This window comes from Dokdonia pacifica (assembly GCF_900188275.1).
In the GTDB taxonomy this organism is placed as follows: domain Bacteria; phylum Bacteroidota; class Bacteroidia; order Flavobacteriales; family Flavobacteriaceae; genus Dokdonia; species Dokdonia pacifica.
This window is the reverse complement of record NZ_FZNY01000001.1, coordinates 625560-647802: the sequence shown is the minus strand read 5'-3', so window position 1 is coordinate 647802 and position 22243 is coordinate 625560. Positions and strand designations below refer to the sequence as shown.

13 protein-coding genes are annotated in these 22243 nt (G+C 34.9%); 5 read left to right on the top strand and 8 right to left on the bottom strand.

Features of this window, described 5'->3' with window-relative positions; genetic code table 11:
- Positions 1 to 58: 58 nt before the first annotated feature.
- Both CHB80_RS02925 and CHB80_RS02920 read left to right on the top strand, forming a co-directional pair.
- Complete coding sequence (locus tag CHB80_RS02925; protein WP_089369927.1) at positions 59 to 2920, top strand: TonB-dependent receptor; 2862 nt, start codon at positions 59 to 61, stop codon at positions 2918 to 2920.
- Between the two features lie 36 nt (positions 2921 to 2956).
- Positions 2957 to 4372, top strand: coding sequence for a DUF5689 domain-containing protein (locus CHB80_RS02920; protein ID WP_089369926.1), 1416 nt, complete (start codon positions 2957 to 2959; stop codon positions 4370 to 4372).
- 180 nt (positions 4373 to 4552) lie between these two features.
- Here CHB80_RS02920 and CHB80_RS02915 read toward each other — a convergent pair whose 3' ends face one another.
- The 4 genes from CHB80_RS02915 to CHB80_RS02900 form a co-directional block, all read right to left on the bottom strand.
- A complete protein-coding gene (locus CHB80_RS02915; protein WP_229746881.1) occupies positions 4553 to 5044 on the bottom strand; it encodes a hypothetical protein in 492 nt (163 codons plus the stop codon).
- 123 nt (positions 5045 to 5167) lie between these two features.
- Positions 5168 to 7048, bottom strand: a complete 1881-nt coding sequence (locus CHB80_RS02910) for an OmpA family protein (protein ID WP_089369925.1) — start codon at positions 7046 to 7048, stop codon at positions 5168 to 5170.
- An 18-nt stretch (positions 7049 to 7066) separates the two neighbouring features.
- Positions 7067 to 7981 carry a PorP/SprF family type IX secretion system membrane protein gene (locus CHB80_RS02905; protein ID WP_089369924.1) on the bottom strand — a complete coding sequence of 305 codons (915 nt, stop codon included), beginning with the start codon at positions 7979 to 7981 and terminating at the stop codon, positions 7067 to 7069.
- Positions 7982 to 8062: 81 nt separating this feature from the next.
- Entirely contained in the window at positions 8063 to 12625 is a 4563-nt protein-coding gene (locus CHB80_RS02900) for a choice-of-anchor L domain-containing protein (RefSeq protein WP_089369923.1), read from the bottom strand.
- Between the two features lie 450 nt (positions 12626 to 13075).
- Between CHB80_RS02900 and CHB80_RS02895 the strand changes: the two genes are divergently transcribed.
- Complete coding sequence (locus CHB80_RS02895) at positions 13076 to 15685, top strand: T9SS type A sorting domain-containing protein (RefSeq protein ID WP_089369922.1); 2610 nt, start codon at positions 13076 to 13078, stop codon at positions 15683 to 15685.
- 55 nt (positions 15686 to 15740) lie between these two features.
- On the opposite strand, the gene CHB80_RS02890 is transcribed toward CHB80_RS02895, so the two are convergent.
- Positions 15741 to 16718 (bottom strand): endonuclease/exonuclease/phosphatase family protein, encoded by a 978-nt coding sequence (locus CHB80_RS02890; RefSeq protein ID WP_089369921.1) that lies wholly within the window; start codon positions 16716 to 16718, stop codon positions 15741 to 15743.
- Positions 16719 to 16781: 63 nt separating this feature from the next.
- On the opposite strand from CHB80_RS02890, the gene hflX reads away from it, so the two are divergent.
- Complete coding sequence (gene hflX / locus CHB80_RS02885; RefSeq protein ID WP_089369920.1) at positions 16782 to 17993, top strand: GTPase HflX; 1212 nt, start codon at positions 16782 to 16784, stop codon at positions 17991 to 17993.
- A gap of 110 nt (positions 17994 to 18103) precedes the next feature.
- Positions 18104 to 19447, top strand: a complete 1344-nt coding sequence (locus CHB80_RS02880) for a hypothetical protein (protein WP_089369919.1) — start codon at positions 18104 to 18106, stop codon at positions 19445 to 19447.
- A gap of 82 nt (positions 19448 to 19529) precedes the next feature.
- Here CHB80_RS02880 and CHB80_RS02875 read toward each other — a convergent pair whose 3' ends face one another.
- The 3 genes from CHB80_RS02875 to CHB80_RS02865 all read right to left on the bottom strand — a co-directional run bounded on the left by CHB80_RS02875 (position 19530) and on the right by CHB80_RS02865 (position 22176).
- On the bottom strand, positions 19530 to 20477 hold the full coding sequence (locus CHB80_RS02875) for a DUF3078 domain-containing protein (protein WP_089369918.1): 948 nt from the start codon (positions 20475 to 20477) through the stop codon (positions 19530 to 19532).
- Between the two features lie 157 nt (positions 20478 to 20634).
- The gene (locus CHB80_RS02870) at positions 20635 to 21609 is read right to left on the bottom strand and encodes a DUF3078 domain-containing protein (RefSeq protein ID WP_089369917.1); all 975 of its coding nucleotides are present in this window, start codon (positions 21607 to 21609) and stop codon (positions 20635 to 20637) included.
- A gap of 60 nt (positions 21610 to 21669) precedes the next feature.
- A complete protein-coding gene (locus CHB80_RS02865; RefSeq protein ID WP_089369916.1) occupies positions 21670 to 22176 on the bottom strand; it encodes a DUF2480 family protein in 507 nt (168 codons plus the stop codon).
- Between the last annotated feature and the right edge of the window lie 67 nt (positions 22177 to 22243).

Sequence of the window (22243 nt, the reverse complement as noted above, 5' to 3'; positions counted from 1 at the left end):
GCGCCGCAAATGTAATGGTTTCTTAACGTAAGAGGCCTGATGTTAACTAAACTAATTTATGAAGTACATTATTTTTAAACTTTTACTAGTTTTTGCGATGCTACCAGTCATTGCTCAAACATCTGTAAAAGGAACAGTAATTGACAGAATTACTACAGAAAACATAGCAGGGGCTACTGTTTTTATTGAAGGTACGAGTCAAACAATGCAGACAGATGAAAATGGAGCATTTGTTTTAACACAAGTACCAGTTGGAGATCAAATTCTTTCGATCTCAAAGCCGGGATTCGTTACTAGACGTTTTCCAGTGGTTATTAATGAAGGGCAAACACTAGATTTAGGAGAAGTAACTCTTGAAGTAGATGTTAAAAATGAAGAAGAGTTAAATGGACTTATCTCATTATCTGATAATGATCTGAATGGAGAAGATGATGATATAGGAGGTTTGAATGTATCTGGATTACTCTCTGCAGGACGTGATACCTATTTAAGCGCAGCAGCTTTTGATTGGAGTGCTACTTTTTTCAGACCTAGAGGACTTGATAATGCCAATGGTAAATTACTTATCAATGGTGTTGAAATGAACAAGCAGTTTAATGGTCGTCCACAATGGGGTAATTGGGGAGGTCTTAATGATGCACAACGTAATCGTGAGTTTACACAAGGGCTTTCTGCAAATGAATATTCTTTTGGAGGATTGGCAGGAACTACTAATATTGATATGAGAGCTTCTCAATATCGTAAAGGAGGTCGTATTTCTTATGCAGCGGCAAATCGCTCATATACAGGAAGAGTGATGGCGAGTTATAGTTCTGGATTACAGGCAGACGGCTGGGCATATACGGTACTTGCTTCAAGACGATTTGGAAATGAAGGTTACATAGATGGGACGTTGTATGATGCAAATTCATTTTTTGCTTCGGTAGAAAAGAAATTTAATGATCAGCATAGTCTTAACTTTACTTCTATCTACACACCTAATAGAAGAGGACGTAGTACAGCACTTACACAAGAGATTTTTAATCTTAAAGGAAGACAGTACAATCCTTTTTGGGGATATCAGAATGGTCAAATACGTAACACACGTATCAGAGAAATAGAAGAGCCTATTTTAATGTTAAACCATACATGGAATGTTTCTGATAAAACAACTATAAATACCAACCTTGGATACCAAACAGGTACGATCAAGAATAGTAGAATTGATAATAACGGAACAACACTTGTTGAGTCTAATGGGCAGCAATTTTTTGCAGGAGGAGCTCGTAACCCTTCACCAGATTATTACCAATTGCTACCAAGTTTCTTTTTACAAGATGCAAACCCTTCGCCTAGTGATTTCCAAAATGCATTTTTGGCACAGCAAGATTTTGTAAATGATGGACAGTTTGATTGGAACTTCTTATATGAAAGCAATGCTACGTTAAGAGAGCAAGGAAGAAATGCATTATATGTAGTTCAAAATGATGTTATAGAAGACAATCAATTAAGTGCAAACATTATTATAAATAGCGCACTTACTGATAATATTACACTTAACGGAAACGTAAGTTACCGTAATCTGAGTAGTGAAAACTACGCAGAGGTGGAAGATTTATTAGGTGCTACGGGATATTTAGATATTGATAACTTTACCGAAGCAGAGTCTGGAGATTCTTCAGGAATTATTTCTACTGCTAGTGCACAAAGTGATGTGCGTAATCCTAACCGAATTGTAGGAGAAGGTGATCGTTACAAATATAATTATGAAATAAATGCCGATGTTGTATCTGGTTTCGCGCAAGCGCAATTTAAATATAACAAAGTAGATTTTTATGTAGGAGGAACAGTTACACAAACAACCTACCAACGTAATGGTTTATTTGAAAATGGAAACTTCCAGAACGTAGAAGGTTCTGTAGGCTCTTTTGGAAATAGTGAAAAATTAGACTTTACTACAGGAGGACTAAAAGGAGGATTTACGTATAAAATTACAGGGCGTCACGTCATAGATGTAAATGGAGGGTATTATACAAATGCGCCTACAATACGTAACTCTTTTGTAAATGCACGTCAAAATAATGAAGTGGTAGAAGGATTAGAGAGTGAGCAAATACAATCTGTAGATGTAAGCTATATCTTTAGATCACCTCTTGTAAAAGGAAGGCTTACGGGATACTATACAGGATTTGAAAATGGAACAGATATCGGATTCTATTTTACAGAAGATCTTGGAGGTTTAGGTGATGATGGCGATGCTTTTGTACAGGAAGTTCTTACTAATGTAGGAAGACGTAATATGGGAATAGAGCTTGGTCTTGAAGCTCAAGTATTACCAACACTTAAATTAAAAGCAGCAGCAAGTATAGGACAGTATACATTTACTAATAACCCTAATTTATACTTACGTAGTGATGACTTTGATGGCGCATTACGTTTTGGAGATGGGACAACAAACCTAGAAGATTTGCATGTAGCTGGAGGGCCTGAAAGAGCATTCCAACTTGGATTCGAATACAGAGATCCAGATTTCTGGAATATAGGAGTGACTACTAATTATTTTTCTAATGCTTATATTGATGTAAGTAATCTAGCACGTTCTGCAAATTTTGTAACAGATGGCGATGGATTACCAATTAATGATTTTGACTCAAACGTTGCTAGAGGATTATTAAAACAACAACAGTTTGATGATTACTTTTTAGTAAATATTGTAGGAGGAAAGTCATGGAGAGTAAATGATTACTTCTTAGGGTTTTTTGCAACTATTAATAATGTATTAGACCAAGAGTATGTAACTGGAGGTTTCGAGCAATCACGTAATGCAACTTTTAGAAATGTACGTGATGATCAAGCAAGAGAAAATGGACCTGTATTTGGACCAAGATTCTTTTTTGGAAATGGAACTACATACTACGTAAACTTTTACGTTCGCTTTTAATTAAAATATCAAGAAATTATAGAATTATACACGATTATGAAAACAATTAAAATAACACAAATATTCACAATGCTAGTAGCAGTAGCTTTACTAGTGGCTTGTGTACAAGATGATGACTTCTCTGTGCCAGAATTAGATAATGAGGTGACAGGAATTGATGGGCAACTCGTAGCTTTAAGTAGTATCGCAGGTTTAGTGGCTCAAGAAGGAGGGCCTATTACTTTTGAAACACCAGGACAATATGTAGAAGGATATGTGATTTCTAGTGATGAAGCTGGAAACTTTTTTGAAGAGTTTATCATTCAAGATAGCCCAGAAAATCCTACAACAGCGATTAGAGTTCTTATAGATGTAAATCCATTATTTACAACATATGAGTTTGGAAGAAAAGTATTTATTAGATTAGATAGATTAACCGCTGGAGAATCAAATGGAGTACTTACGATGTCTCTTTTAGGTGTTAATAATGAAGCTGTAAAAATCCCAGCTACACTTCAAGATGAAATTATTGTAAGAAGTTCTGAAGTAGCAGAAATCGTTCCTGTAGAAGTTTCTATTAGTGATTTTAGTGAAGATTTAGAAAACATATATATCCGTCTTGTTGATATGCAATTTATCAAAGAAGAAGTAGTAGATCAGTCACTTACATATGCTGCAGAAGAGTTAGATCAATTTGATGGAGAGCGTACATTGTTTAGCTGTGCTACAGGTCAAACAGCTATTTTCAGTACAAGTACATTTGCAGATTTTAAAGCATTGTCTCTGCCAGCAGGAAGAGGAACAATAGATGGTATTTTAACAAGAAACTTTTTTGGAGATACTTTTAATGTAGTTGTAAATGATCCTTCTAGTATTGATTTTAGTCAAGAAGATCGTTGTGATCCGGTAGAGATTGATTGTGGTGTGGCTTCTAGTGCAGGTGCAACCGTATTATTTGAAGATTTCTTCGAGACTCAAAGCACAAACCAGCCTATTTCTGGAAATGGATGGACAAATTTCCAGCAGGAAGGAACAGAAACTTGGGAAGCTTTTTCTAGTACAGGTCAAAATGCTTCTTTAGGTATTTCTGCTAGAGTTGGATCTTTCATGTCTGGTGATGCTTCTACTATTGCTTGGTTAGTGACGCCTCAGCTTGATTTAGATGCTCAGGATGGAGAAACGCTTCAATTTATGACATCTAATAGCTTCTCTGACGGAAGTACGTTAGAACTGCTCTTTTCAAGTGACTGGGATGGCGTACCAGAAAACATTCCTTCAGCTACTTGGGATGCAATTCCTGCAGGTATCATTGTAGACGATGCAGATTTCTTCGGAGATTGGATTGATTCTGGAATTGTAGATCTTTCTTGTATTGAAGGAAGCGGTTATATCGCTTTTAGATACATAGGAAGCGGGACTGGAGATTTTGATGGTACTTATGAGCTTGATGAGATTCAAATCAATGCGCAGTAAGTAGATAGTATACTAAAATTCAAAATCCCGATACGTGAGTATCGGGATTTTTTTGTTGCTTATTTTAAGAAGAGTAGAGCTTTTTTTATACGCTTTCGCGAAAGCGTATGTAGTATGCTTAAAACCTTAATGAATATTATTGTATTTATGTTTCTTTAGAAATAGCAGCGGTATAAAAGATTAATTGCTTCTGTTTATATGGATGATTTTAGGGTTATTCCCATCTTTATCTCGTTTTGAGCGACCAAATAATCCAATGACTACATCATTAGGTAAATCGGTATCTAATTCGTCAGGATGAACATAGGTGTACATTCCATATCCATGTCCAGATACCACCCAACCTTTAGTTTTATTAAGTGATATCACATTAAAATCTCCTGCGGGTCCTCCTGCACTAACAGGTCCAAATTCTTTTATCAACTTTAGAGCTTCGGCTTCTATGTTTTCTGCGCTATTGGTTTCGTCAAAAATAATATAAGTTCCGTTTTCAAATAACACCCAGTCTTCAAATGTAGGATTTATCGCTAACTTAACATTGTCAAGTAATGATATAGATGTATTGTCAGGACTTTCCATTTTAAGAGTATTTTCAGTTTGTTCTATATCCTTTTTACAGCCAATGCTAATAAGGCAGGCTACTAGTATTAGATTAATGGTTCTGAATGTCATTTTTTTTAAATAAATATATAGTTGCTTTTTTTTATAGAGCACTATTAAATATACACATATATAAAAAGGCTTCCTACAAGTAGAAAGCCTTTTTAATTGAGTGAGTGTTTAAACTATGATTTGTTATTTTACGATCTTAAAGACACAACGTCTATTAAGTTGGTGATCATCTTTTGAGCAAGCAGATTCTTCACAAGACACTGCTAATTCGCTTTCTCCTTTTCCGATTCCAGAAATACGATTTGCATCTATTCCTTTGCTTACTACATAGTCACGCATAGATTCAGCTCTTTTCTGAGAAAGTGTTTGGTTATATGATTCTGGTCCACGAACGTCTGTATGACTTTCTGCAGAGATTACAAGCTCTGGATACTTATTCATAGTAGCAACAAGACGATCTAGTTCTGCTGCGGCATCAGGACGTATATTCCACTTATCAAAATCAAAGTAAATTGGATTTAATACCACTTCATCAGGAGTGATTGTTGGTTCTTTTTGAAGTGTAATCACAAGATTTACTGAATTTTTAGCGACATTAATTGATCTTTCAGCAGGTAAGTACCCATCTGCAGATGCCATTACTTTATAATCTCTTTTACACTTAGAACTAAATAAATATTTTCCAGTAGTGGTTGCTGTGTCAGAATCTGTAGTGCCTTCCGTTACATTCATAATTTCTACTAAGGCTTTAGAGATTCCGTTACCATCTGTATCTTCTACTGTGATTGTTACATCTACATCACATGGAGGTAACTTCCCTAATAGGTAGATATCATCTCCACCTTTTCCACCTTTTCTGTTTGAAGAAACATAACCAGTTCCTTTTTCTGGATCTATGTTTGCACCAAAGTCATCATTTCCACTATTTACACCAGGACCTAGGTTTTCAGGTGTAGCAAATGAATTTCCATTTTTCTCAGCAAGAAATACATCAAGACCTCCAAGACCTAAATGACCATTACTTGCAAAGTATAAGGATCCATTTGCATCTATAAAAGGAAATGCTTCTGTAGCAATAGTATTAATACCACTTCCTAAGTTTTTAGGTTCACCATATGTGTTGTCAGCTTTAATCTCTACAGAATAAAGATCAGATCCTCCTTGTCCTCCAGGCTTGTCACTAGAGAAGTATAACGTTTTTCCATCTGGACTAATTGCTGGATGTCCTGTTGAATAATTATCATCATTAAAAGGTACAGGCTCAATATTTACCCATTCTCCAGCTACTTTTTCTGCAGTATAAAGATTAATTTGGTTTACACCTTCTTCATCTTTTTCTAAATCACCTTCAAAATAATTATTACGATCAAAGAACATTCGGTTTCCATCTGGAGTAATTACTACAGTGCCTTCGTGATATTTTGAATTTACATCACCATTTAATAATTCAACATTACTCATTTTAGATCCATCAGTTGTAGCAGAATAGATATCTAAGAATGGCTCGCCATTTAAATTATGATTTTTACGATCTGTATTTCTAGAAGAAGAGAAATAAATTTTATTTCCTTGCGTAAATGATCCAAAGTCAGAGTATTTTGTGTTGATAGTACCTGCATTTGTAATCGTATATAATGGATCACGATCTTCTAGTTCTTCTAGGTAATCTTGATTGCTTAGATAGATAGCAGCCCTAGGATCATTTGGATTTGCTTTTACAAAGCGTTTCATCCATTTTTTGTAGTCACCAGACTTTCCATTTGCCTTTAATATTTCTGCATATGCAAATAAGGTTTCAGGATTTGCTTTTTTGTTCTTAACAACACGCTTATAAAAAGATTCTGCTTTTTTAGTGTCGTTAAGAATTGTATAGGTACGTGCTAATTGCGTGTAGACATACTCATCGGCTTTTCCTTTTTCAATAAGACTGGTATATTCTTCGATAGCTTCAGTGTATGCTAATCTATCAAATAATTGATCTGCCTTTTTTGTGTCTTTGCTTTGTGCATTTGCAAAATTAATACTCGTAACAACAAGTAATATGTATATGTAAAACTTCTTCATCTTGTACTGTATTTTATTTTAGAAGTATCTTGGTGAGCGTAATGCACGCTTATTAAAGATGATATTATAGGTTAGTATTATTTCATGTGATGATGGGGCTACATTATTTATTTCTGAAACAACAGCATCATACGCATATCCTATTCTTAAATCTGGAGTGGCTTGAAAACCTACAATACCACTAAAAGAATCGTCTAATCTATAAGACACCCCTAATTCGAATTTTTCTAGGAATAATGCATTAAAATTCACATCAAATGAAGTAGGAGCATCAAAAGCAGATTTTACTAAAACAGATGGTTTTAGTTTTATATTTTCTGTTGCTTGGAAAACATAACCTGATGTTACAAAATAGTGGCTAGTTTCTGATCCAAACTGTAATCCGTTTTCATCTAAATGCAGTGAGCTTAATATATTAGGGACAGAAGCTCCAAAGTAGAAATTGTCACTATATAAGAATACGCCAGCTCCTATATTTGGAGTTGTTTGACTTACATTTTGAGAAAAGAAAGGATCCCCTGGATCTTGCAATTCAAGATCGGCTAATCCAATATCGTGAAAAGTAGCTCCAGCTTTTAATCCAAAGGCTAATTGATAATTGTTACTTACAGGGATTGTATATGAGAAATCTACATACGCATTGGTCTCCTTAACAGGTCCTAGTTCATCTCTAATAATTGAGATTCCTAATCCTGTTCTTTCACCTACTGGTGCATGAGCATTGAAGGTAAATGTCTCAGGAGCTCCATCAAGAGCAGACCATTGATTTCTATACAATAAACCCAGAGCAAGGCCTTCTTGCAAACCAGCATATGCAGGGTTAACTACATTTTGGTTATACATATATTGTGTATACTGCGGATCTTGCTGTGCTGTTGCAAAATCAACACATAAAATGCTTGTAATAAGGGTTAATAAAAATAGTTTTTTCATTTTTAAAAATTTATTTATTGCATAAATGATGCGTTATGCGCGATAATAAATATTATCTATTAGTCTATTTGCTGTCCTGTATTATTCTCCTCTGTTAATGTAAATCCATCCTGTAGCTTGTCTTCCATATACAGAATCTTCAGTTTCAAGATTTAATACATAGAAGTAAGTACCTGTTGGAAGATCATTTCCATTATCTGTTTGACCTCTCCATTGGTTTACATAATCAGTTTGTTCGTATACTAATGTACCTAGTCTATTATAAATCTGAAGAACATCTATTCCAGATCTAGCAGCTAGAAACTCTAAGTCTAATGTGTCATTAAATCCAGGAGTGTCATCTGGAGATATTCCTTCAGAAATTACACAGTTCCCTACATCAAATAATGATACTTCAACAGTGTCTGAACTTGTACATCCTAATGCAGATGTAATCACTACGCTATACTCTTGAGTACCTACAGCAGTTTCAGGAACCACAAAATCTAATGTGCTCGAAGTTTCGCCAGTAATAAGATCTCCATTTAAGAACCACTCATACGTTACATTAGGATCTTCACTTACAGCAGTAAGCGTATTTGGAAATTCTCTACAAGTTGTGAAATCTTCTCCTAAAGATATTCCTATTGGAGATTCTACTGTAATTACGATGTCATCAGTAACTGAACATCCTCCTATAGTTGTAATTGTAAGAGAAACAGTTCCAGAACTACTTACAGTAATACTATCTGTTGTTTCACCAGTACTCCAATCATATGTGATATCAGCTATATTACCTGTTAATGTTGGAACAATAGTAAATGATCCATCATTACAGATTATTTGATCACCACCTAAATCTAATGTAGGAGGGATTGAAATAAGATCAAAGTCTACAACACTAAAACAAGAATCATCTGTAAGACGTTCTACACGAACATAGATTGTTTCTGGTGTGGTAGTGTTGGTATATGCTGATGGATTTGCAATTTCATTAACACCGCCTTCTGAATCTAGTTGTGTAGTATGGAATGTGATCTGGAAATCAGTAGGATCTAATCCATTAAGGATAGTGCTTATTTGAGATGTTAAATCTATAGCTCCTACAGTAATATCACATACATTGATATCTGCTGGTGTTTCTATTTCTGGTTCTTCTCCACTAAATGAAAGTGAAATGTCATCAATAGCTAGATCATTACCACAACCACCTATTGAGTTGTTTACTAATACAATTTGTACAGATGTATTTGCTCCAGAGTTAAAACCAATTATAAATTGTTGCCAATTTGGATCTGCTTCATTAGGAATGTCTCCAGTTTCAATTTCAGCAAGTGTAGCTCCAGCTGAATCTTCAACTCTGAATGTTACATTTGCAGGAATACCATCATTTGGACAAATACCAGTGTCAGTATCATATACTGTTGTGATAAATGAACTGAATGTATAATCAGTATCTGTTAAAAGACCATCTACAGTTCTTCTATAAAATTCATCTGTGTTAAAGTCTGCATTTACAAATAGTGCACGTCCATTAATATCACCTGGAGTATTATCTTCAAGATTATCATGCCATCCAGTATTTAAGTCTGCAGATGTATTGATAATAGCATATTCACCATCATTTACTTGACCAGGGCCAGGGTTGAAAGTGTATTCTGTAAATGGTGTTGACACACGTTCTGTACCTGTTCCAAAATCTTCTAAGAAATCTATAACAAGACAGTCAGCTTCAATTGTACATGGACTTGTTAAGAATGTAATAGTTACTTCATCCATCATCACACAGCCATCTACCATTACTTCTACAGTATATATATCTGTAGTTGTTACGGTAATAGTTTCTGTTGTTTCACCTGTACTCCATAAGAAAGTAGGATTGTTAACATCTCCTGTTAATGTAGGTACAATCTCGAAAGAGTTTACATCACAGAATACTTCATCACCTCCTAAATCAACATTATAGTCTACCACATTTGCAGTGACAGTAACATCGTCAGAAATTGTAGTTGTAGAACCATCAGGATTTGTAATCGTTAAGGTAGCAGTATATGTTGTGGTTTCTGTAGGACATACATTAAAGATTAAGTCATTACTTATAACATTTCCATCTTCATCTAGCCAAGCAAACTCAGCATCGTCACTTACTTCTCCATCTGGAATGAATCTCCAACTTTCATCAATACCTTCCCAGTCATCTGTATTTCTTCCAGGAGGCACTGCAAATTCAGTATTGTCGTTACCTATAATTCCTAGAGTTGCTAAACCATCATTCCAAGTTGCACACACAGGCTTATTGATAATATTAACTTCTATAACATTTAGAGATTCATAAAGAACAATTTGTTGTGAAGTTAATAAGTCGTTACAGCTAAACTGAGCAACCATATCAAAGTTCAATACAAACGTTCTATAAGGAGCATCACCACTTACAAAGAAGTTTATAGCATCAGGATCATTATTTACACCCGGATCGATATCGTGAAAAGCACCATAAATTGTATTAAAAGGGAATGTAGCTTGATCATTATTAGGAATTGTCTGTCCTGGATCGATATTCCAATCATTAAATCCACCAGCTAAAGAAGTGTCAAATGAAATTTGTCCATTTGCTCCTATAACAAGGCTTGTATAATCATTCTGATAATAATTAAATGTAAAAGGTATGTCTATAACACCACTCCATGTATCATCCATTGTCAGGTTGGTAGGATCTCCACTAGTTGGAGGGTTAGGACATTCTATTTGTTCTATTCTGTATGAAGATGTATCTGTAAGAGGTAATGTGATAATAGATGCATCTAAATCTACACATGGATTGTCACAGTCTACTTCTAAGTCTGGCCCAGCATCAATAGTTGTACAATCAGATGGCTCTGGTTCTGTACATGGTGATCCATCAGGGTTAGCAAGTGTGACCGTAATAGTATCTGTATCTGAACAAATTCCAAATGTTACAGTAACATCATACGTTCCTTCTTCTGTTATCGTAAGCATAGGTGACGTTTCTCCAGCAATAACAGTTCCGTCAAGAGACCATTCATAAGTAGCTTCTGCGGGGTCTACGTTAGTTGGAGTAGCATCCAGAGTAACTGTTTCTTCAAAACAAGTATTAAAATCATCACCTAACTCAAAAAGAAGAGTAAGAGCATTTACTGTTACAAAATCTGTAACGACACAAGGTCCGGAAGTAACAGTTACTTCATAAACTCCTTCTTGTGTGATATCTAGAGTTGGGTTTGTTTCTCCAGCAATTACAACGCCATCTAATGTCCATGAATATGTTGCATCTGCAGGATCTATATTTGATGGAGTAGCATCGAGTGTTGTTGGATTTTCTAAACAGCTATTTATAGTATCTCCTAATTCAATAATAGGTGCTGTTTCAAAACTTACGTTAATTGTATCAGAAAAAGAACAACCTGAATTAAAAGTAACTGTTACAGCATACTCTCCAGCTTCTGTTACATCTAGTGTAGGGTTAAGCTCATCAATAAGAATTGCACTATTGAAAAACCAAGCATACGAAGCAATTCCATCTGCAAAACCAGTATCTAAAGTAACTGTGTCGCCTTCACAACCAACGATATCATCGCCTAGTTCTACATCATCTGATGTGATAAACTCAACAACAACCTCATCTTCAATTACACAATCAGTATTACTAAGTGCTACAACAACGCTATATACTCCTGGTAACGTAACATCTAATGTTGGGTTTGTTTCTCCAACAATCTCTACACCATCCATAAACCACATATATGATACAGCATCAGGATCTTCTGCATTCAGTGTAATTGTATCACCTTCACATGCAGCATTTCCATTTGCAACTAAAATATCATCTCCTAAATCTGTTGCTCCAATATTAAAACTACCAGCTTCTAAGAATACTCCAATATCAAAAGCACTATCTCCTTGATCTGCTACTACTAATTTTATAGTATATGGATTTCCAGGAGTTACATCTGCCATTGCAGTAAGTGGAACTGTTTGCCCATTAAAGTTTGTGGCAGCAGCATTTTCATCATTAAAAGGTAAGAAATTGTATCTATCAAAAAATTCTTCATTTACTGCGGCACACTGTCCAGGTACTTCTGGGCGTATGTTTGTTACTTCAATTGGTATGGTAGTACCAGGTATAACAGCAAGATTTTGAACATCTCCAGTGGTTACATCTGTAAGAATAAAAGCAAAAGCATCAGAGAATGTACATTCGAAGTTTTGATCATACTCTTCAGAAGCCATAATAAAGTCAAAACTGATCTGCTCAATAAATGGTGTAAAGTTAAACTCTATAAATGATGCATTGTTAGTGTTTATAGCAGTTGTATTTGCTTCTAAGTCTGCATCTCCTGGCCACCCACCATTACTCTGTGTAGTTAAATTTGGTCCTGGTGCTTGTTGTACATCTCCAGACATTAAAAGAATTCCTTCTTCAAAAGGGAAATCTGATCCGTTTGCAGAAAAGAAGGAAATACCATTTACATCTCCAAAATCAACTCCAGTAGAAGATTCGATGTTTGAAACCTCAGCACAAGATGAGTTAATTAATACATCTTCTACTAATTCTTGAGCAGTTATAGACTCATCTATGGTGATTTGTCCATAACCAAGAACAGAAAAAAGGCTTGCGAATAAAAACGAAAATAATTGTTTTCTCATTTGATAGAAAATTAGTTGTTGTATTCGATACTATTGATATAGTTCGACGGGTATCTTTTTTTGATTAGTAGGATTTATTTTTTCTAAAAACAAAAGCAACTATAAAAAAGAAGATATTTTGTCTTTTAATGTTACTAAGGTTAAACAAAAAAAGAAGGTTACAAAACGTTAACTTTTTTTTTAGATATAAAGCACAAAATCATCGACGACTAACAATTGTTATCTTCTTTATTTATGATTTCGAAAGTCGTAATTGTGTTAAAAAGCATCTTTTAAGGTTCTTAGTAGTAAAGTAATTCTGGAAAATAGTCAGTTTCAGTATAGATTTTGACTTGCGAATGCTTTTTTAAAATTATGATGGATCTCATGAGAGAAGGCTATAACACTCGATTAAATTGAGTGTTTTTTTATTTGTATATTACAGGTTACTAATCAATTAAATCAAAATTTATGAAATTTAAATTACTATTTTTAGTACTCTGCGTACTTCCTTTTTTGTCTTATGGACAAATAGAGGATAAGGAAAAGCCTTTTTTTCAAGGGAAGATCTCTTCTGTAGAGTATGTTAGTTCTTTGTTATCTAGGCCTAATGACCTTGTAGCACCAGATAATTCTGTAAAAGAAGCGAAAGACAAGAGATCTTTAGCTCCTCAAATTGTTCAAGGGAAAGACCCTCAAGTTGAGAATGATTATTTTGTAAGAAATAGGCATGAAATGGAGCAAAGTGTTCGCATGGCTCCTGCAAGTGTTGTTTTTGATGCATATGCTTCGGGATCACAACCTACAGATCCCTCGCTGGCCGTGGGTCCTAATCATGTAATGGTTGTATTTAATACAGGATTTGCTATTTATGATAAATCTGGGAATCAATTATTGGGGCAAACAGCTCCAAATCCTGCTATTTTTCCTTCTGGAGGTTGTTGTGATCTTACAGTATCTTATGATAATGCTGCAGATAGATGGGTGCTTTCATTCTTAGGATCAGGAGCTCAAGTAGCAGTCTCTGATGGGCCAAACCCTCTTACAGCAAACTGGTTTGTTTATACAATTGCTGGAATACAAGATTATCAAAAATTATCTGTTTGGAGTGATGGATATTATATTACTGAAAATACAGGTAGTTCAAATAGACTATGGGCATTAGAAAGAGATGCTATGTTAGTAGGAGATCCAAATGCTCAAATTTTAGGATTTAATCTTCCAGGAATAGTAACAAGTGGATTTTTTAGCCCACAAGCATTAAATGTGACAGATAGCAATTTACCTGCTCCTGGAGGAGCAACCATTGTATACCTCCAAGACGATGCTTGGAATGGTGTATCTGTAGATCACATCAAAGTTTGGACTGCTGATGTGAATTGGTCTAACCCGTCAAGTTCAACAGTGTCCAATCCAACACAAATTAATACAACTCCTTTTATAAGTGTATTTGATAATGGAAGTTTTTCAAATTTATTGCAGCCTGGAAACGGAAGACGTATTAGTATAGATGCGTTACAAGCAACTATTATGAATCAAGCGCAATTTAGAAAGTTTGCTACGCATAACTCAGCTGTTTTTAATTTTGTAGTAGATGCCGATGCGAGTTCTGGAGAGCAAGCAGCAGTACGTTGGTATGAATTTCGCCAGAGTGGAGATAATCAACCTTGGTCATTATATCAAGAAGGTACATATACAGCACCAGATGGCAGACATGCTTGGAATGCAAGTATGGCTATGGATGCACAAGGTAATATAGGTATGGGATATACGTCTATGTCGGGACCGAACACCCCATCTACTGTATTTGTAAGTTCTTATTACACGGGAAGAATGAGTACAGATCCATTAGGAACTATGACAGTTATGGAAGGATTGATTGCTAATGGGGATGCTAAAATTCCTGGCACTCGTTACGGTGATTATAGTAAAATGGATGTAGATCCTTCTGACGGTTCTACCTTCTGGTTTATTAATGAGTATATGAATAGTGGAAGAAGAGGGGTTGTTGGTGCGTTCCAATTACAAGCAGGACCTCCAGATACAGAAGCTCCAACTGATCCAACAAATCTAGTCGCTTCTAATATTACCTCAAATAGTGCAACACTTAGTTGGAATGCTTCTTCAGATAATGTAGGTGTAGTGAGCTATACTATTTCTATAGATGGAAATAGTGTAGGTTCTTCTGCAACCACAACATTTGATGTAACAGGGCTTACGGAATTAACCTTGTATAATGCTTCTGTAAATGCTGTTGATGCAGCAGGAAATGTTTCGGGAGATGCTACTACATCATTTACTACGCTTGAGGGTAATGGAGGAACTCCAGGCGTGATTGCTGGTTATTTCTTTGAGACAGGCTTTGAAGGATGGATTGATGGAGGAAATGATTGTGCAAGACAATCTACTTCAAACTCTTTTGAAGGATCATTCTCTATACGATTGAGAGATGATTCTAATTCTTCAAATATGGTCTCACCTGTATTAGATTTATCAGGAAATAATCAAGTAACGATCGAATTCCATTCGTATGCAAATAGTATGGAAAATGGAGAAGATTATTTTGTTGAATTCTTTAATGGATCTTCGTATCAAGTAATTGGTCAGTATGTGAGTGGAACAGATTTTTCTAATGGATCTTTCTTTACAGATACCATCACATTAGATAGCAGTAACTTTAACTTTAATGCTTCCAATAGATTCCGTATTCGTTGTGATGCAAGTGCAAATAATGATCAAATATGGATAGATCAGGTAATTGTATCTGGTGATAATGTAAGTTCATTAAGAACAAAAGATGAAGCACCTACAATTACAGCTTTACGCTCATTTACTGAATCTTCAAAAGATAATATTAAGCTGTATCCTAATCCAGCGAAATCACAGTTAACAATTGATGTTCTGGATGAAACTTATGAAGAGATCATTATTTTCTCTTCTACAGGAACTATTGTGCAAAAGATGAATCCTAAGCAAGATTCTCTTTCTGTTGATGTGTCTAAATTATCATCAGGAATGTATTTTGTGAGATTTGTTTCGAAAGATGGACTCGCTGTAACTAAAAGATTTATAAAACAGTAATTAAAAATACAGTTATCATAGAAAAGCCTGCGGTATTATACGCAGGCTTTTTAATTTATAAATGCTTAAAGATGCAGTACACAGGAAAGTGATCACTGTATCCTCCTAAGTATCTTCTACCTGCATAAGTTCGAAACGGATTGCCTTTAAAACGTCCTTTAAATTCTGTTAAGTGATGTTTATTATAAATATCTGATTTATCATATCTAAGTGTATTTTCATGCATACGCATAAAATTTGTAGATAAAATAATCTGATCAAAAAGATACCATTCAAAATCATGATTAAGGCTTCCTTCATACCTAGTATTTAGAAATACCATAGGATTGTAAAGGTCTTTTTGAACTAAATGATTTTTGATACTTTCATTATGTGGCCCATCATTAAAATCACCCATAACAATAATACGAGCTTCAGGCTCTTCTGCTTCAATACGCTCTATAATCATTCGGTTTTTTTGAGCAGCCGTAATTCGTTTAGGTTGTGACTCTTCTACGCCACTTCGTCTGGAAGGCCAGTGATTTACGAGTATGTGTGTTCTTACGCCCATTAAGTTTCCAGTTACGTGTAATATGTCACGGGTATAATCACGTTCTCCATATTCTGATTCTAAGTATACAGATACAGTCTCGCTGTCTATGACTTCAAAATCTTCTTTTAGGTATAATAAACCTACATCAATACCTCGTTCATCAGGAGAATCATAATGTACAATGTCATACCCAAGGTCTTCAAGATTTTCAGTTTCTATAAGTTTTTGAAGTACAGCTTTATTTTCTACTTCTGCTACACCTATTATTGATGGAGAGCTATTGGTTTCTTCGTGTCCAATTTCTGAGATCACGCGACTTAGCTTGTTTAGCTTTTTGGTGTATCGTTTGCTGTTCCAGTTTTTATATCCTTCGGCGGTAAAATCGTCATCCAATGTTTCAGGGTCATCCTGAGTGTCAAAGAGATTTTCTAGGTTGTAAAATGCAACGCTTATTTTTTTTGATGCTGGGTTCGCTTTCGCGAAAGCGGAATTATCTTTCATAAAAATGATATCGGGGGACTAATTTACTAAAAAGGATAGAACCTATTTGCTACCTTTGCTTTTATGCTAGAAGCCGAGAAAACAAATTATGAAAAATGTGTCCTGATAGGATTGGTTACCCGCTCTCAAAGTGAGGAGAAAATGATCGAATATCTGGATGAGTTAGAATTTCTAGCCTATACAGCAGGAGGGCAGGTGCTTAAGAGATTTACTCAAAAGCTCGAAAAACCAAATCCTAAAACATTTATAGGTACAGGAAAAATGGAAGATGTTGCTGCGTATGTAGAGCAACATGAGGTGGGTACAGTGATTTTTGATGATGAGCTTACACCAGCACAACAAAAGAATATAGAGCGTCTTTTGCGATGTAAGATTGTAGATAGAACCTATTTGATTCTTGATATTTTTGCACAAAGAGCGCAAACTAGTTATGCACGCACACAAGTAGAACTCGCGCAATATGAGTACTTATTGCCAAGACTTGTTGGATTGTGGACACACTTGGAGCGTCAGCGAGGAGGTATTGGAATGCGCGGACCTGGAGAAACAGAAATTGAGACAGATAGACGTATTGTAAGAGATCGTATTTCGTTACTTAAAAAGAAAATACTAACCATAGATAAACAAATGGCTACCCAGCGAGGTAATCGCGGGGCATTAGTACGTGTTGCTTTAGTGGGGTATACCAATGTAGGGAAGTCTACCTTAATGAATACCCTGAGTAAAAGTGAAGTATTTGCCGAAAATAAGCTTTTTGCAACGCTAGACACCACAGTACGTAAAGTAGTGATTGGAAATTTACCGTTCTTACTTTCAGATACGGTAGGGTTTATACGTAAACTCCCTACGCAATTGGTAGATTCTTTTAAAAGTACATTGGATGAAGTGCGAGAAGCAGATTTATTACTACACGTGGTAGATATATCACATCCTCAATTTGAAGATCATATTGCTTCTGTAAATCAGATTTTGGATGAAATTAAAAGTGCAGATAAGCCAGTACTTATGGTGTTTAATAAAATAGATGCGTATCAGCCAGAGGCCTATGATGAGGAAGATTTAATGATAGAACGTACGATGGCTCATTACTCTCTAGATGAGTGGAAACAAACTTGGATGGCCCGAACTAATGGGGATTCAATTTTTATATCGGCATTAAATAAAGATAATTTTGAAACTTTTAGAAAGAAAGTTTATGAGCGTGTACGTGAAATTCATGTGACGCGATTTCCTTATAATAGCTTTTTATATCCAGAATATGAAGAAGGAATATGATAACCATCTCATACTAAGATAAAAAAATGCAAGTCTACCAGACTTGCATTTTTTGTGTAACAAATTTTTAAAAATCTTTACTTATTATTGTGTAACTAACCATCTCACATATGCATTCTAAACACGAAGATTCTAAGTTTAAAAAATGGCTTGATATTTTACAACAGGAAAGTTGGCAGTTAGAGCTCATTATATCTGGAGTTGCTATATTAGGCTTATTTCAAGCTTTTGAACCTATTATTAAGATTACCAATTCGGTTGCTGCAAAAACAATAGGAAATTCAGCACTAAGTGCTATTTCTGGGATAGGATTTGCCGCAATCATTATATGTCTTTTGTCTTTAACGATCTGCTTGATCATTCATGTTATTTTGAGGGGGCTTTGGATTGGCGCTGTAGGATTACGTTATTTTTCTGGAGATATAGATTATGAGGTGCTTAATTATACAGATAAGTTTAAAAACTATCTCCAAAAGCGTATAGGGTCTTTTGATAAGTACATTGCAAAGTTGGAAGATTATTGTAGTCTCATATTTGCGCTATCCTTTTTATTAGTTTTTTTCTTTCTCTCTTTCTTTATTACAATTGGTTTTTTTGCTGCAGTAGTAGGAATTATTGATTATGTGTTTGGAGCTAGTGCAGTAGGTGAGGTGATAGGTTCTATTATAGTTGTATTTATGATTATCGCTATCCTTATGACAGCGGTTGATTTTTTTACGCAAGGGTTTTTGAAAAAGAAAAAATGGTTGGCTTTAATCTATTTCCCGATTTATAGACTAATGAGTCGAGTAACCTTTTCATTTTTATATAGACCTCTGCTTTATAACTTATTAGATAATAAACTTGGGAAGCGTATTCTGGCAATATTAATTCCTGTTTTTATAGGTGGTCTTTTATTGTTTTCTGTAAATATAAGGGAGTCTAATTTCCATATAAATAGATGGAATGATACAGCAGAGTATGCTCGTATTTTAAATTACGATGATGAAATAGCCGATAGAGAAAGTTCTTATGTAAACTCGGCTGCTATTCCATCTAAGATCGTAAAGGAATCTGCATTGCCTGTTTTTATAAAGCATAGGATTGCTATAGAGGATGTTATTTATAAAATAGATAGTACGTTAGTACCTGAAAAAGATAAACGCGGATATGAATTAGGAGGCATTAATTTACAGTTTAATCTTGAAGATGATAGTATTGCATATCCTAAGTTTAAGAAATATATAAGCTTGCTAGAAGAAGTGATTACCATCAAGTTAGATGATAGTATTGTGCCTGCTAGTTATATTATGTCACATAACCTTAAGAATCAAAGGGGGTATGAGACGGTTATAGATTTAAAAGATGTTACTCGTGGGATGCATACATTGCATATAACTAGAAAAACCTTAAGAAGGGACTCTATTGTAACAAGAGATGTTGCTAGGATACCTTTTTGGTACTATCCGGATTAGAGGTGTCTTGGTACGCTTTCGCGAAAGCATAAAAAAACCCACTCAATACGAGTGGGTTCTTATTTTCTGATGAATTCTTTACTTAGAATGCATAACTTAATCCAAATGTCCAGTAGCTTTGAACTTCATCGTCTACACTATCGTCACTTAACTCAAAAGGTGTAGCCATAGGCATTGCAGCAAGTAATTGAGTGTTTGCAAAGTTTACAGTTTCTTGTCTGTTTCCTCTTAATCCAAAATCAAATCCAACTCCAATTTTCTTCCATAATGTATATGAGAAAGAGTTGATCCAAGTCCAGTTAGATAAGTCACTAGACTCATAACTCTGAAATGCAGAAAGGTTTGATTTAAAATTAATAGCTCCTATTTTACGTGTGTAATCTACCACTACTTTAGCTCCTAAAGAAGATTCAAAAACAGTATCTCCACTGCTGAATACGAAGTTGTAGTTTAAAGGGTGTACAACTACGATCATATTAGGAATAGGTGTCCAAGTTGCTCCAACTCCAAGATCTAAATATCCCGGGTCATTAAAATTGTCTAAGATGGTCGTTCTATATTCTGCAAGTCCAGAAATTGCAAAGTTTTTTGCAACATTTCTACCATATAAAGAAGAGATATTAAACACATCTGTTCCTGCTCTAAAGCTATCATCATCGGTTGGGTCGTCTTTATCATCAAATTTTACCCAGCCTAGATTAACATTTGCAGCGTTGTTCCAAAAGAATTTTTCTTGCTTGAGATTTGCATATCCATTTACAGTAAATCCGATATTACCAGAGGATACATTAGGAGTTCCTTGTGAAAACCAGTCACTGAATTGTGAAATATTACCTCCTATAGTTCCGAAAACTCCTTTTCTCCATCCAGGTAAAGCGTCTATTTTAGCTTGTAATGCATCAACTTCTCCTTGAAGTTTTGCAATTTCAGCTTTTTTGGGTGCTTGTTCCTCTTTTAATTCTTCCTCTGTTTGTGCAGATAGATTGATTGTCAAGAGTATAGTTGCCGCTAATACAATGATTTTTTTCATAAGTAAATTGGGTTTGTTAATTATTACTGCAAATATAAAACTTCTTAAAAAACTCCTTGTTTTCTAGCAAATCTCTATCATATGTTGTTTTATAACGAGAATATAGCTCATTTTGTCGAGTGATTGGGTGTGGTTTTTAAAAAGGATATTCACCACATTAAGATTGAGATTTCCAGTCAAGAAAAGAATACTTAAGACCTACTCCTAAAACTTCCCGTACTTGAAGTCCGCTTATTGCATTTTCATCATAAATAAGTTGTAGCGCAACATTTGTTGTGATGTATTTATTTACGGTCATGGCAATATTAAGTGTATAATCTAGATCGACATTTTTTGTTTCTTCTAAATAATCCGAATATAGGTTTAATGTATTTTCAAATACAATATTTTTAAGTAACTCTTCCTTGTAATAGGCACTTAAGGAGGCGCCTAATTCAAAACGAGTCGTTCTGTTTGCTTCAACTCCAAAAAATGGAACATAATTTTCTAATGCTTCAGGATCGTTTTCATCTACTCTGGTAAATCGTTTATTTACAAAAATAAAACGAGCCGTTGCTGGGGCTAGGTTTACTTTAAAATTATCGCTTTCTTTCCATAAAATACCAGGTCCAGATTGAAGGTAAGCTGGAGAAAAGGCATCAGTAATTTTTCTCCTGTCCTGAACTACTTCAACAATTTCTTCATTATCATTAAGGACATTTCTATTAAAAAATTCAAAACCTGCAAGGAGTTGCGTTCTAAAATTTATAATACCAGAATAGTACCATTTTGTTTCTGGTATTTTACTTCCAAAAATGCTATTTATCTCAAATCGATCTGTTGTTTTTCTTACAAATTCCTGATCTCTGGCAATTGCTAATCCAATATTGGTAAGTAGTTTTGTGTCCCAACTTATCTTTTTAGTTTTATAGTTGAGGTCTTGGTTTAAGTTAAAATTGCCTGCTACATTTGAAGTTCCACCACCTTGCCACTCATCATTAAAAGCACTTTGATTAAATAAGAGTTCAAGCATACCCTTACTTTTCCAACCTGTTTCTATAGAGTCTTTTTTAGTTTTTTCTGTTTTTTCCTTTTCTTGTGCAAAAAGTGAAAGTGAAAGGAAACACGTAAGAAATAGAATATAAGTGCGCATTATTAGTGAGATTTAATAAGCGCGCTAAAGTAGTATAAATGTAAAAAAAAACAAATGAGGTTACTTCTTTTTCTTATATAAAGGAACCGAAGAACAGGCTTCTCCAAAGAGTAAACTTTTAGCAACAGGTTGTAATTTTTCTATAAGCAATAAATACGCATTTTCAGGAACGGGTTTGTTAGCACATCCTTTTACAATTACAGGACTATCTTGGTAAGGTGTTGTATCCAATGTTGAAATAGCTTCTGTGTATAGAATTGTTTCTAGCGTTTCTAATGATCCTGTGATTGTTTTTTTTGCAATGCCTTGTAATTGTGTAGCAACAAGCATGTGTGCCCAAGCAGGAATAATAGCATCTGTACTACAATGTAATACTACATAGGCATCTTGATATTGTGTCCAGTTATGGTTGGATACGCTTTCGCGAAAGCGTTTCTCTCTTAATATAAAGCCTTCTTCTAGCCATTGAGAAATATCTATGGTCATACGCGCTCCTGATGCATACAAATCTTCAAGATCAAACGTAATCAGTTTACTATTGGCTACTCTATTTACAATTTCATCCATGAGGTGCTATTTTTTAAATGTAAGCTCATTTATAGTAGTGAACAACCACCAAATTCCTTGCTAGGTA

What these genes read in the sequence shown, in the direction of transcription:
- CHB80_RS02925 (WP_089369927.1), top strand. Translation starts at nt 59, where the DNA reads ATGAAGTACATTATTTTTAAACTTTTACTAGTTTTTGCGATGCTACCA.
- CHB80_RS02920 (WP_089369926.1), top strand. Translation starts at nt 2,957, where the DNA reads ATGAAAACAATTAAAATAACACAAATATTCACAATGCTAGTAGCAGTA.
- CHB80_RS02915 (WP_229746881.1), bottom strand. Translation starts at nt 5,044, where the DNA reads ATGACATTCAGAACCATTAATCTAATACTAGTAGCCTGCCTTATTAGC.
- CHB80_RS02910 (WP_089369925.1), bottom strand. Translation starts at nt 7,048, where the DNA reads ATGAAGAAGTTTTACATATACATATTACTTGTTGTTACGAGTATTAAT.
- CHB80_RS02905 (WP_089369924.1), bottom strand. Translation starts at nt 7,981, where the DNA reads ATGAAAAAACTATTTTTATTAACCCTTATTACAAGCATTTTATGTGTT.
- CHB80_RS02900 (WP_089369923.1), bottom strand. Translation starts at nt 12,625, where the DNA reads ATGAGAAAACAATTATTTTCGTTTTTATTCGCAAGCCTTTTTTCTGTT.
- CHB80_RS02895 (WP_089369922.1), top strand. Translation starts at nt 13,076, where the DNA reads ATGAAATTTAAATTACTATTTTTAGTACTCTGCGTACTTCCTTTTTTG.
- CHB80_RS02890 (WP_089369921.1), bottom strand. Translation starts at nt 16,718, where the DNA reads ATGAAAGATAATTCCGCTTTCGCGAAAGCGAACCCAGCATCAAAAAAA.
- hflX (WP_089369920.1), top strand. Translation starts at nt 16,782, where the DNA reads ATGCTAGAAGCCGAGAAAACAAATTATGAAAAATGTGTCCTGATAGGA.
- CHB80_RS02880 (WP_089369919.1), top strand. Translation starts at nt 18,104, where the DNA reads ATGCATTCTAAACACGAAGATTCTAAGTTTAAAAAATGGCTTGATATT.
- CHB80_RS02875 (WP_089369918.1), bottom strand. Translation starts at nt 20,477, where the DNA reads ATGAAAAAAATCATTGTATTAGCGGCAACTATACTCTTGACAATCAAT.
- CHB80_RS02870 (WP_089369917.1), bottom strand. Translation starts at nt 21,609, where the DNA reads ATGCGCACTTATATTCTATTTCTTACGTGTTTCCTTTCACTTTCACTT.
- CHB80_RS02865 (WP_089369916.1), bottom strand. Translation starts at nt 22,176, where the DNA reads ATGGATGAAATTGTAAATAGAGTAGCCAATAGTAAACTGATTACGTTT.